The following is a 12,915-nucleotide window of genomic DNA, read 5'->3' as shown; positions in this document are numbered from 1 at the left end:
TATTACTTCCCCTTTCCTGGGTGTAGAACATTTTTACCCTGAAGAACTGTATGATTTTCTTCCCACAATGATTTAAGGAAGTGTATCCCTCGCCTGCCGTAGGTATTGCAAATCGCATCGGCACCTTCACGATTGCCGTTCTTATACATTCTACCGACAATCTCTTTAATATGCTTTTCATCGTAAATTGGCGTCGTGTTTTCCAGAATCTTTAGAAGGATTTTACCGATCCTCGTAATGCTTTCCGCGTCGTCAAACTTTGTGAACCTTTCCAGCACGAATGAAGAATTATGCTCAATGTGCTCAATGTCAATGAATGGAGCACTTAGCAGCAGCCATTTTTCATTTTCGCTATCTATCTTGCTCAACACTGACGTCAGTGTTGACATTTTGCTCAGAAATGAGCTGTAGCAATCGCCGAGAGTTTCCTTCACACACTCTCTTTCATCGTATGTCCACCTCCAGAAGCTAATGATTCTATCGTTAAATTTTTCTTTGCCATTTTCCGGAAACGCGGTAATGGACCAGAAGAAACTTGGAACCTTTAACCACCGTTCTTTTTTATTGGGTGCAGCCTTATCGAGAAGCAGCTTCCAGAAAAGGCTGCCCGTATTATCAGCATTTTTCTCTTGAAGCAGCTCGCCAAAATGCAAGTATCCCAACGCTATGTGCTCAACAAGCCTCTGATCTGTCTGTTGCCCGAACAGGTTATTCTGAATCGCTTTCGCGTAATGAGGCCGCATCAAGCAATACAAATCCCCATAAACCTGCACGCCATATAAATACCCTTCCATGAACATTTGCCAATCGCGGTCACCGGCGTCCTTGCCGGCAATTTCAGCTACTTTATTCTTTGTATAATCCGGGTCGAGGTAGTTTATTTGCGGCAAGTAATCGCCGAAGCAAATATACGCATCGATCCCACTCTTAAAAAATCGCTCATATCTCCGTATGCCCCAATTTTCCTCCATTCTTTTCTTTTTCTCCCGCGATATTCTTAAGCTAAGCGAGATATAGGAAGAAATGGTCTTGCCCAAAGTGCAATTTAAAGCATGGAACAAGGCATCACCAAGCTTGACCTCTTCGGGCTTTTCATTAATGATGGGCAGTATCTTTTGGTAAAGCTGTTCGATGAGCTCAAAAAGGTTAATATCAAATGGACGCGAATCGCTTTTGCAACCGTCCTTAATTAAGTCAGCAATTTCGGTTATGAGCCAAATATTGCTAGTTTGCCCCCAGCCTTCTTTCATCTGTTCTTCACGAACTTGTTTGCGAAAAGTGTCTGGGTCAACGGAGAAATATGAGATCGCGAAATTGAGTGCTTTTTCCCATTCAATCTCTTGGTTATCGTTCCACGCGTCCTTTAGCCCATGGTAAAAACGGGTTACGAAAAGGTATTCCGAATCCTTCAGAGCGTCAATTTCAGCGGTGAATTTTTTAGGATCAGTTTTGACCGCCATTTGAAACTCATCGGCAAGGCCAACCTTATCCGGTTCATCATCGGGATTGAAATGATATGAAAACTGGCCCTTGAATTCCTTGGCGAATTTAACAAATTCGGCTACCGGCATGGAAAGAATTTCTTTGGCGTTCAGAGGCGACTTGTGGCCGAGTATTGTCCAACTGGTCACCGAACGTTCAGGCTCGTAGGGCTTGCCATTCCTCGGATTGACCTTCTGTTTTGCATCCTCGTACATCGTCTTGAATTCTGAACGCTCTCGCAAAGGAGAAAGCCATTTGAATTGCTCGTATGCGACAACTTGTTCTTCCTCCGGATATCGAGAATGAACAGCTCCTATTTGCTTCCTGATCTCAAAAATGACGTCCTCATCGAAATCTTGACAGTGGTTTGTGAACATGTCGTACAGTTCCACTTCATAATGGGGTTCTTTAAGTGCATGGGAAACAAGCTTCAGAAACCTGTCAAGATAACCTGAATAATCATTCCAGAATCTATCAACACAAAGAAGGGCAAGTCTCCGAAAGACCGGAAAGGGATATTCCTTCCCCAAGAAGTCCTCCAATATGCTCTTGCCGTCATCGCGATTGATTTCACACCGTTTTAGCACAAGATCTCTCAAAACAATTATCAGCGTTTCTTCAGCTCGATTGGAATAATTGCGCTTAATATTCGTCAAGGATTTGAAATGGATGTAAGAATAATCAGAAAAAAGGCTCGCGAACAACGAATCGACATTCTTATCGAAATTTTTGTCAGAATTCCAGTTTATGTCCGAGGGTAGGTTCGCTTTCAGATTGTTAATGAAGGATTCTTTATTCGTTGTGGCGACAAAGAACGGATTGACGACAAGTGTTTCCGGCTCAACCTCATGGAGAGTCCAAAGGCTATCTTGGTTAACGTTGGCAGTTTGATCCTTTGTGTATTTCTTAAGGCAACATCCAACCGAACCCTCCTGAAAACCAATTTCCTCCGGCGCCAATCCCACCTTCGGGATTCTCCATACTTCGATTCTGAAGACATCTTCACCCAAAGGTACAAGAAGACCATCCTTCTGTTGGGCAAACTCCAAAGCGGTTTTCAGTTTGTTAGCGACCAACATGATCGTGTTCAGGGGGAGCTTCTGACAGAGAAGTTCGTTGTTCTTTTGAAAAGCTTCGAGAATCCAGTAGGAGTCCCTGAATAGGAGGACATCTCTCTTGCTGATTGGCCTTTTAGAAGATTCGATCTTGAGAATTCGGTCAATGATTACCTCAAGGTATTCACAAGCATCTTCCTCATTCAACAATTTTGGCAGGAGGCCATTACAAATGTCTGACAAAACAATGTGCGAATGCTCCAGCCAGACGGTAAGCCAGGAATGAAGTCTGTGCGGAGGTAAATACCTTTTGGTAAGTGTGAAGGGAATATTTTGAAGAATCTTTGCGCAATACCACCAGATGTGGGCGTTATCGATTAATCTCTTTTCCCGAGAAAACTTATAAAGGTCCTCAAGAACACCAATTACTCCTTCACCATACTCAGGATTCCTGTGTAGCTGTTCAGAGACTCGTTCCAAATATTGCAAAATATCCCAAAATTGGGTCTTCCCCTCTGGGTCATAGGGAACTTTATCTGGGGAAAAATATCCGATTTCCTTTAGCACAGGAAACCACTTTAATGACCTGGCACGAGAAAAAAAATACCTCGCCTGATCCGCATCGGATTGTATCAGTGAAAGGACTTGCTGTTCTTCCGAATTCAACGTACTCACAAGTTTCTTTCGATAAGTTGATTGTACTGGTAGAAACCTTTTCCCAAGGCGAAATCAGAGAATCCCTTTTGCCATGTTTCAATAACTTCATTCAGCTGATCGTATCCACTAGCATTGATGTTGTAAGGTATCACTTCTAAATTAACTTGAGAGAAGTACATCTTTTCATAGCGCAACAGCTGTTCTTCATTTTGGAAGAATGGCAGCAAAATATATAAGCGATTGATGAAGCGTTGCAATTTGCTACCATACTTCTCGATCATGTAGTCAATTATTTCCATCTCGTCAGCCCCATATCCAACAAACAAGACGCAATATTGATCGTCGCCCAAGAATATACGCTCCAAAAGCTGCTTGTGGCGATCGTTATCTCTGTACCTCCCAACGTACTCGTCAATGGTCAAGACTAAACTATCTTCATTGTCAATAACTCCATGAAGGTGGATTATGTTTTTTGGCTTCAGTATCGACGGCACATATTTGTTGGGGTCGAAATGGATGCACGCCTTTTCGAACAGGCCGGAAAAATGTTTGTCGATGTTTGTCGTGACGTAGATTGCATTTAGCTCGTATAGATTCTTGAAGAGATTTGGCAACTTGTCCTTCCGGTTAGGCTCGATTGTCTTTTGCAGTTCTTGTGTGTAATATCTGCCAAGTATACTTTTTGCGATTGTGATTAGTCTTCGTGGTGATGATGAATACTTATTTGCAAGCGTTTCGCGTTCCCAGTAATCTATAAAACCCAGATTATAGCAGGAATCTATTAAGGCCACACCCATATCCTTCCATCTCTTACATCCCCAAAGGGCTGACACTCCAGCACCCACAAAGACGATTAACTTCTCCTCCCTGCAGGCACCACAAAACTGTGGAAATTTGGTTAGATCAGGGACGAGTTCTATGGCCATTCCGTCTCCCTTGTTTCCGCCACAACCCTTATTTCTTCTTTCGTTAGCCCGTACAGCTCATATACTAGCTCATCTATTTTTTGATCTGCGGCATCCATCTGGCGTTGAAGAAGAGTCTTTTCATGGTCGGTCTTCACATGTGGAAACTTTTTATAAAAATCGAGCATGGAAGTGACAAGAGAGACTATTTTATTAAATAAATATTGGTCAGATGCTTTGGAAACATCAATTGGACGGATGGGAAGTCGCTCAACATAAATTACCTTTATTTCAGAAAATATTTTGTCTACCATTTGAGGATTTTGGATTTCAAAAATACGCTGTAACAATTTTGAATTTAAAATACCCAGTAAGAATTGATATGACTGAAGACTGGATTTATTATCTTTTAGTTTTATCACATGACAAGAATTAACACAGATTGAAGATGTATTGTCCGTAACAGAAAAAAGACGATAGTCCGTTCTACGCATTAATATTTTTGGAGCATTAAATAATTCCTCGGAACGTGGTGCTGCCAACCATTGGCCATAATTAACATATTCGCCTTCGTGTTGGAGCTCATATCTGCCGACATCCTCACCTCTATATAGCGCTCGCCAGCCTTTAGGACATTTATCTTTTCTAGAGAAAGGCCTATCAGTCATTGTCTTTTCTGTTTGCGGTGGTGTTCCTTTACCCTTTTCATACATTTTTACACCAGCACTTACAGTTGCTAATGTACCTAGTGGAATTGTATTCTTACTGACACGTAATAAAAAGTCTTTTTCAGTTTCCATATTTCTATAATCAATTTTTATCATATCATTTTTTAGGAAAGAATTAACTGTGCGCAAATAACTACTTTGACCTACGGTAATTTTAATCTTATTATTTGGTTTGGAAGGAGTTTTAACAAGAATGAATACCAAGGTATCAACTACTGCGGTTTTAAATGCCCAACCTGACTGAAAAAGGTCGACAAATGTTACATTAGAAAGCAGTGATTTTCTATATTCATCACAAGACTCAAGATCACAAAAAGTGTTTGGCACGATATATGACATTATACTATTTGTTTTTAATAAATTCAGGCCTTCAAGAATAAAAATACAGTAGCTATCTGGGAACTTATCTGCGATTGGAAATTTATTAATTAAATAGCTCAATTCATCATCTGAAAATGATGCACCATACGGTGGATTCCCTATTACCACATCAAATCCACCATTGCTCATTATTTCTTGAAACCCATGTTTTCCATCCCAATCAAACGCATTTATCTTTATCCGTTCCTCATCTTCAGTATCATCCAAGGCCATGGTTTCTTGTGCACCTTCGTAAAAATCTCTGCCAATCAGCGAATTTCCGCACTTGATATTGTTTTCCAGATCAGGCAATGCCCGTTCATGCCACATGGTCATTTGCTGAGCCAGGGATTGTTCGTTTTCACCTTCCAGTACCTTGAGGAGCAGCGACAACTTGGTGACTTCCACAGCCTGAGAATCAATATCGACACCATGAATATTGTTCAGTAAAATTTTCTTTCTTTCTGTCGTGCTTAGCCGCCATTCGCCGCTACGAATCTGCACCAGCTTGGGTTCTTTACCTTTTGAATTCTTTTCGATCCCGTCCTTGATGTACCAGTCACGATGATAATCCGCCAGAAACTGATATGCCTGAATGAGAAAAGAACCTGAACCACAAGCTGGATCGAGAATTTTTAGTTTTTCAATCTGTTTCGGTGTTTTTCCTTCAACTATCTTCCCAACTGTATTCTTAACGATGTAATCGACGATGTAGGTAGGTGTATAGAACACACCACCGGCCTTTTTCACTTCTGGCTTGTCCTCGACTTTTGCCTGATGTCCGGCAGTTAGCCGGATGACCTTTCCAAGGAACTGTTCATACACCTGCCCTAGAATATCGGCTGGGAGAACTGAAAACTCATACGGACTTTCGGGATAATACAGGTTTTCTATAATGTCTTTTAGCGGTTTATCATCGATGTGGAGGGAAAGCGTTAGCGTATCTGGAGGTTCAGCCCGGCCCTTTTCATCCTTGAAATGAAAAAGCCCTGAATTATAAATCTCGTCCGCTTTTTGGAAGTTCTGACGGATGCGCTTGTAAACATTTTCGCCATTTAATAGCTCCAAGAGTGTACCATAATGCTCGATACCCCGAGCTTCGCATATCCGCAAGAATACTATTCGGTCAATTGTCCTCTGTACGGCAAAATTTAGTTCTCGTTGGCTGAGTTTCGGATTGTTGATTGCAATATTCCGAGCCAGAAGTTCACGCCACCGCGAGATTTCTTCAAGAAATTCATCATCTACTTCAGAGGTACCTTTCTTGCCCCTAGCGGATTCTGCGTATTTGTCAAAAGAGCCTTTTTGTATTGCATCTTTCGAAAATATTGAAGCAATCTCATCCCAACGTTTTTCATATTCTTCAAATCGAATGTACAGTATACGTCCGACACTTGCCTTGTCATTTTTGTTCGGTTTTTCACGGCAATCGTAAACTGCGAATTCTTCAAAATCAGTAAGAATTGAAAGCGGTAGCTTAGCTGACCATGCATAGCGCCGAAGCTGAAAAGCAGGGTCAATATTGTCCTTGATGTTTACAGATGGTCTCTTGGCTTCGACAAAAAACTTTCGAGTACCACCGACACGGAAAGAATAATCTGGTGCTTTGGTTGCGGTGCCGACCTTCACAGCGTCTTCATGGATTACTTCTTTGTAGGCTTCGGCAAATCCTTGTTTATTGGGTACATCCCAACCCAATGCTTCGAAGAACGGGTTAAGGAATTCTTGGCGGAGTTGGGTTTCGTTGTAGGTGGAAGCGGAATAGGATTCTTGATTGGAGGTAAACCGAGATAATAAGGATTGAATTACTGGAGGACAACTCACAAGGCCCCCTTGTTTTACTCAGGGTCGTTAGCCACATCATAAAATAGCATCCAGCAAGTCCAATAACCAATCGGACGCGTTCATGACGCCTCCGGAGCGCTTTGGCATTCCAGATATTTTCACATATGTTTGCACATTTCCGTAGTTCTCAGTAGTCCGAAGGAGTACGGGCAGAATTTGCTTGAAGGTGTAAAATCTCTTCTTGACCCTATTTAACCATTTCAGGGAGTATTTTGGAGTATTCAGGAATGTTGGGGAGATATAATAAATTGGCTGGAGTGGAGGGATTCGAACCCCCGACCCGGTGGTTAACAGCCACCTGCTCTGCCGACTGAGCTACACTCCAGCAAGCATCAGATTTTAGGCCTGATAAAAATACATTGCCTTTGCGGTATTGTCAAAAGTATTCGCCCCATTGCAAATACCGGAAACATATTTTCAGACAATAATGTCTAACCATAAACCCTTTAAAACTAGCCAACTAAAAAAGGAGGCGCTTATGCGCATGATGACTATTGTTTCTGCTCTTGTCGTTGGAACATGGATGAGTCTGGCCGCGGCCCAGGCACCCGCTGCCGCTCCGGCCCCGATGCACGATTCAATCCAGAAAGCCGCACCCGGAATGTGTCCCCGCATGGCCGGGCATGAGTTTGGCATGCAGCAGGGTGCATGCCCTGGCCACGGGAACTGCGCTGGAATGGGGCCTTGCGCAATGTTTCAGAACGGGCCCGCATGCGGGTTCCAGCCAATGTGTCCGATGCACCCGCGCTTCATGATGATGGGACGCAAGATATTCCGGGCCGGAATTTTGGCGCTGCTGATCGTCAACATCCTTATCACCATTCTCGTGGGACTCGACATGGCAAAACGATCCAGGTTCAACGGGCTGTGGATTCCGATTCTTCTGATTGCGGGCATCCCCGGGTCCATCATCTATTCGCTATTCAGGCTGGGCGACATTGTTGCGGAAACAAAAAAGGCCTGACAAACGATAGTCCACCATTGACAAAGGCAATACATTCAGGAACAGGGGCCCGGCTTGTAGAAAAACCGCGGCCCTTTTTCATTGTCAAGCCAACGGCAGCATTTCACGTATGCGCCAATATGAAAAATGCGACAATGGCGAGCGTCACGCCGATGTAAACGGCCGGAGAAAGCACCTCCTTGAGCAGCAGCAGGCCCAGCGCGTTTGACAGGATGATGGAAACCGCGCCGAGCAGGGCCATGGTTTTTCCGAGTGGGACGGCGGTAAACACATATAGCTGGCCGAACATGGCGATGGTCCTGATGATGAAATACACGGCAAACCACCACGATAAAAACGCGGCGGCGCAAAATCCGTAGCGTGCCATGTACACCCGGCCCATGAAATCACCGGCGGTATAGAGCAATTGACTTCCGACAAGGATGACAACCGGCGTATTCATATCCGCCGATTCCTTCCTGATTACGGTGAGTCGGGGCGCAAGACAATCTCTTCGGTGCATCAACCTAAGAAGAGTGCTTGATTCTCTCCTGCTGCTCCGAAATGATTTTCGCAAGCGCGCGCAGGGGAACGGGTTTTTCGAAAAAGGTGGCGTTGAGTTTCTGCAGCTTTTCTTCGGCAATTTCCGAAACATATCCGGAGATCATGATCTTTCTCACGGCAGAGGGGGTGGACTCCATAAGCTGGAGCCCGTCGTACCGGGGCATCTTGTAGTCGGTGATGAGCAGGTCAACCGGGTTTTTGGCGATATATGCCCGCGCGTCAACGGAGTCGTTGAAGGTATGAACCCGAATTTCCTGCGTGATGCATTGGATAAAGGTCTTCAGGAGCTCGGTGATTTGTTCCTCATCGTCAACAACGACGACTTCCAGCCTGCGGTTCATTCAATAAATCCTCTTTGTGAAGCATTCCCGGTGATTTTAAATTGTATCACTCGTGCCGAGGCAATGCAACAGTTTTTTCTCTTCACCCCTCCTTTATGCATACTACGGATTCATACGCATTTTATGGTGGGAGATCCATAAAATTATTACTACCGCAGGTCAACATAAGTGATTTTTATACGTGCGGTCGGACGCATCGCAGCCCGCCGCGCGTGTTTTTTTCCGCGACCTTTCCAGGCATGCCATGAATTTTTCTTTTGCAGCAACCCTGCCGATTTACGAGAAGAAGGACGAAATAATCCGCGCCTTGAGGTCATCACCGGTCGTTATTGTCGCCGGCGAAACCGGTTCCGGAAAAACCACGCAGCTCCCCTTTTTGTGCCTTGAAGCAGGATATGGACAAAAAGGAAAAATAGGCATAACCCAGCCGCGCAGGCTTGCGGCGACTTCGGTGGCCGCCTTTGCGGCCTCGCAGGCCTCTTGCGCGTTGGGAACTTTTGTGGGATACAAGGTGCGCTTCAACGATCGTGATTCGGCGGAAACGAAAATAAAATTCATGACCGACGGCATTCTCCTGCGCGAGCTTCAAACCGACAGGTTTCTCAACAGCTACGACGTCGTCGTCATCGACGAGGCGCACGAGCGCAGCCTCAACATCGATTTTCTTCTAGGTTATTTCAAGATGCTTTTGCCGCGGCGGCCCGGGCTCCGGCTGGTCATCTCATCGGCGACCATCAATACCGCCCTGTTTTCAAAGGCCTTTGACAATGCACCGGTCATTACGGTATCCGGAAGGCTTTTTCCCGTGGAAACAATTTACCTTCCGGACAAGACGGACGACGAAAGCGATGCCTCATTTATCAATGCTGCCGCTGATGCGGTTGACATGATTCTCCGGGAGCCTGATCAAGGCGACATCCTCGTCTTCATGCCCACCGAGCGTGACATTCTTGAAACCAAGGACCTTCTGCAGGGGCGGCTCGGCGGCGGCCTCGTGGTTCCGCTTTTCGGACGAATGCCGCTGGCCGACCAAACCTCGGTATTTAGAAAAATTGACAAACAAAAAATTGTGGTGGCCACGAACATCGCGGAAACGTCCATCACGGTACCCGGCATCCGGTACGTTGTTGACACGGGTCTCGCACGCGTCAAGCGATTTGACCCTTCCATGGGCATTACGCGCCTGCCGGTCGAGCCGGTGTCGCAGGCGAGCGCGGCCCAGCGCGCGGGCAGGTGCGGCCGTGTGCGGGACGGCGTGTGCGTGCGCCTGTATTCGGAGCAGGACCTGCTCTCGCGGCCCCAATTCACCATGCCCGAAATCCAGCGCGCCAACCTCGGGCAGGTCATTCTTTCCATGGCATCGTTGCGCCTCGGCAAAATTGAAGATTTTCCGTTTCTCGAACCGCCGGCGCGCCAGGCTGTCTCGCACGGGTATTCATCGCTTATAGAACTCGGCGCACTTGATGAAAAAAGAAATCTCACGGACGCCGGGCGGAGCATGGCCCGCTTTCCGCTCGATCCCGCGCTGTCGCGCATGATCATCGAGGCGCATCGCCGGCACTGCATCCCCGAAATAACCGTGATCGCTTCGGCGCTGTGCATCCAGGACATGCGCGTGCGGCCGTCGGACAAAAAAGACGCGGCCGACGCGGCGCACGCTCAATGCACCGATCCCATGTCTGATTTTCTTTTCTATCTCAAATTATGGAATACGTGCGGATTTGACCGGCGTGAAAAAAAATCTTTTGGGCAGCTGAAAAAATTCTGCAAGGAAAATTTTCTTTCATTTGTCCGCATGCGCGAATGGCAGGACATTCATAAGCAGCTCCTGGGCGTGGTGACAAAAAAAGAAGGTGTCCTTGAAAGATCTCCAGCAGTCACCTATGAGCAGATCCACTGCTGCATCACGGCGGGGTTTATTTCGCATATCGGCAATAAAAACGAGGACGGCAGTTATCATATCGCAAAAGCGCGAAAGGCGTTCGTCTTTCCCGGTTCAGCGCTGTTCAAGAAAAAACCGGATTGGATCGTCTCCGCGGAACTTGTCGAAACCTCGCGGCTGTACTCACGCACGTGCGCGTCCATTGATCCCTTGTGGCTCGAGGCGGTTGCACCGCATCTGTGCAACCGCAGGTACAGCGAGCCGTTTTTTGACGAGGAGACCGGCGGCGTCAAGGCAAAGGAAACGGTGAGCCTTTTCGGCCTTGTCATTGTTGCCGGAAGGACCGTTGGATACGGCAGGATTAATCCCAAGGAGGCGGCGGAAGTGTTCATTCGCGAAGGCCTGGTTGCGGGAAAGCTGCGCACCCATCATGGATTTTTTCAACATAACCAGAAACTTTGCAATAGCATCAGCGACGTCGAGAAGAAGCTCCGCACCCGAGGGATTTATGCGGGCGATGAATCGGTATATTCGTTTTATTCCAGCCGCCTCGACAATATCACCTCCGTCCATGAATTGAACGCGGTCGTTAATAAAAACGGCTCGGACGGATTTCTTTACATGAAAGAATCAGACGTTCTGAAGGGAGCCATGACCGCGCGAGCGGCGCTTTTTCCCGACAGCGTCGTCATCGGCGCGGCTGCCTTTCCCATTACCTACGAATTCGATCCCTCCTCGGAACTTGACGGCGCCACGGCGCATGTTCCGTCATCGGAATTCTCCTATGTCAACGACACCGTGTTTGACTGGATCGTCCCCGGCTTGTTCGCGCCTCGAATCCAATATCTCCTCGGGAATCTTCCAAAATCCATAAAAAAATTGCTGGAACCTGTTCCGGAAACCGCTCAGAAAATCGCCTCATCGCTTGTTTTCTGCGGTCAGGATTTTATTGCGGCCGTCTGTGATGCGATAAAAAAATTAAATGGAATCACGCTTGATCCTTCATCCCTCCCCATCCATGACCTTCCGCCGCATCTAATGGTCAAGATCGCGGTTAAAAAAGGCGCCGGAGCAACGGCAAGCAACGGTAATTCCGCGTTGTGGCATCAGTTTATTGGCAAATGGGAAAGAAAAAACATATTTTCGTGGGATTTTGGGGATTTGCCCGATATCATGGAGGTCATTCCCTCAAAAATCGGTTTCCCCGTTTTCGGGTTCAAAGGGCTCGCGGAAAAATGCGGCGCCGTGGAATGCCTCGTTTTTACCTCAAGAGAAGAGCGGGCAAACTATCATCCGGACGGTGTGAAAAAGCTGCTCGAAATTTCGGTTGAAAAAGAACTTGCCTGGTTTGAAAAAGAAATTAAAGTTGAGAAAAACCTGGAGCTGCAGCTTTCCCTTGATAAAAAAAAGGATGTAAAAGATATCTTGCTCAATCTTCTTAAAAACCATTGCTTCGGAAAAGAATCACTTTCCGTCTGGAAAAAATCGGATTTTGAAAAAATGGCAGCGAGGGTGAAAAGGGAAATCGCTGCGGGCGGGGACAAACTCATTTCCAGCATTCAACATTTCGGCCGGGAATATCCAGGTTTGCAATCCATGATGAAAAACAGCCTGAAAAAATATCCCTCAAAAGGCCATGTAAAAATCGCCGGAGAGCTGGCGAGGGAGCTAATAAGATTTTTAGAGTTGTTATCAACCGGTTCGGCGGATTATACTCTGGTGATCAATTTTCCAAGATATCTCAGGGGATTTTCATATAGAATTCAGCGGACGTTTTCCGATATCGGAAAGTATCTTCCGAAACACAAAACGGCGCTGGATTATACGGAAAGGGCAGACTCGTATCTGCAACAGGCATCGCCCTCTTCATCAGAACATCAAAAAGGCATTCTGGAATTCGCGTTAATGGTTGAAGAATTCAAAATTTCCCTTTTTGCCCAGCAGGAAGTCAAAACGCTTTTTCCTGTCTCCCAGAAGCGTCTTGATGAAAAGTTGGAGAAATTGACCGGTTGTGCCATTAAAAAGGATTAAACCCCTTTTGATTGGAACAGAATTTGCGATGTGAAATATATGGCACATACGGTTGTTTAGGGCGTGATTATTCCTCAAATCTATGATCTAAAAACATTTATATTATAATCAATAAAATTTAA

7 protein-coding genes and 1 tRNA gene are annotated in these 12,915 nt (G+C 45.9%); 2 read left to right on the top strand and 6 right to left on the bottom strand.

The window, feature by feature from the left end; genetic code table 11:
* Nucleotides 1–2 precede the first annotated feature (2 nt).
* The 4 genes from VLX68_01135 to VLX68_01120 form a co-directional block, all read right to left on the bottom strand.
* Complete coding sequence (locus VLX68_01135) at nucleotides 3–3,104, bottom strand: hypothetical protein (GenBank protein ID HUI90826.1); 3,102 nt, start codon at nucleotides 3,102–3,104, stop codon at nucleotides 3–5.
* A 104-nt stretch (nucleotides 3,105–3,208) separates the two neighbouring features.
* Nucleotides 3,209–4,120, bottom strand: a complete 912-nt coding sequence (locus VLX68_01130) for an SIR2 family protein (protein ID HUI90825.1) — start codon at nucleotides 4,118–4,120, stop codon at nucleotides 3,209–3,211.
* Nucleotides 4,111–7,011, bottom strand: a complete 2,901-nt coding sequence (locus VLX68_01125; protein ID HUI90824.1) for a TaqI-like C-terminal specificity domain-containing protein — start codon at nucleotides 7,009–7,011, stop codon at nucleotides 4,111–4,113. The genes VLX68_01130 and VLX68_01125 overlap by 10 nt, the downstream gene beginning before the upstream one ends.
* Nucleotides 7,012–7,281: 270 nt before the next feature.
* Nucleotides 7,282–7,357: transfer RNA gene (locus VLX68_01120), tRNA-Asn, on the bottom strand.
* 159 nt (nucleotides 7,358–7,516) lie between these two features.
* Here VLX68_01120 and VLX68_01115 point away from each other — a divergent pair.
* Entirely contained in the window at nucleotides 7,517–7,996 is a 480-nt protein-coding gene (locus tag VLX68_01115; protein ID HUI90823.1) for a hypothetical protein, read from the top strand.
* A gap of 103 nt (nucleotides 7,997–8,099) precedes the next feature.
* Here the strand turns inward: VLX68_01115 and VLX68_01110 are convergent, their stop codons facing one another.
* Both VLX68_01110 and VLX68_01105 read right to left on the bottom strand, forming a co-directional pair.
* A complete protein-coding gene (locus VLX68_01110; GenBank protein ID HUI90822.1) occupies nucleotides 8,100–8,438 on the bottom strand; it encodes a hypothetical protein in 339 nt (112 codons plus the stop codon).
* 64 nt (nucleotides 8,439–8,502) lie between these two features.
* Nucleotides 8,503–8,880 carry a response regulator gene (locus VLX68_01105; protein HUI90821.1) on the bottom strand — a complete coding sequence of 126 codons (378 nt, stop codon included), beginning with the start codon at nucleotides 8,878–8,880 and terminating at the stop codon, nucleotides 8,503–8,505.
* 181 nt (nucleotides 8,881–9,061) lie between these two features.
* Between VLX68_01105 and hrpA the strand changes: the two genes are divergently transcribed.
* Nucleotides 9,062–12,793, top strand: a complete 3,732-nt coding sequence (gene hrpA / locus VLX68_01100) for an ATP-dependent RNA helicase HrpA (protein HUI90820.1) — start codon at nucleotides 9,062–9,064, stop codon at nucleotides 12,791–12,793.
* Nucleotides 12,794–12,915 lie beyond the last annotated feature (122 nt).

Source organism: Chitinivibrionales bacterium (assembly GCA_035516255.1).
Lineage (GTDB): Bacteria > Fibrobacterota > Chitinivibrionia > Chitinivibrionales > FEN-1185 > FEN-1185.
Note: the sequence above shows the minus strand (reverse complement) of the source record. Positions and strands in the feature narration are given on the sequence as shown.

Bases quoted from the DNA above. Each gene is read 5' to 3' on its own strand.
- VLX68_01130 (HUI90825.1), bottom strand. From the start codon at position 4,120: ATGGCCATAGAACTCGTCCCTGATCTAACCAAATTTCCACAGTTTTGT.
- VLX68_01115 (HUI90823.1), top strand. From the start codon at position 7,517: ATGATGACTATTGTTTCTGCTCTTGTCGTTGGAACATGGATGAGTCTG.
- VLX68_01110 (HUI90822.1), bottom strand. From the start codon at position 8,438: ATGAATACGCCGGTTGTCATCCTTGTCGGAAGTCAATTGCTCTATACC.
- VLX68_01105 (HUI90821.1), bottom strand. From the start codon at position 8,880: ATGAACCGCAGGCTGGAAGTCGTCGTTGTTGACGATGAGGAACAAATC.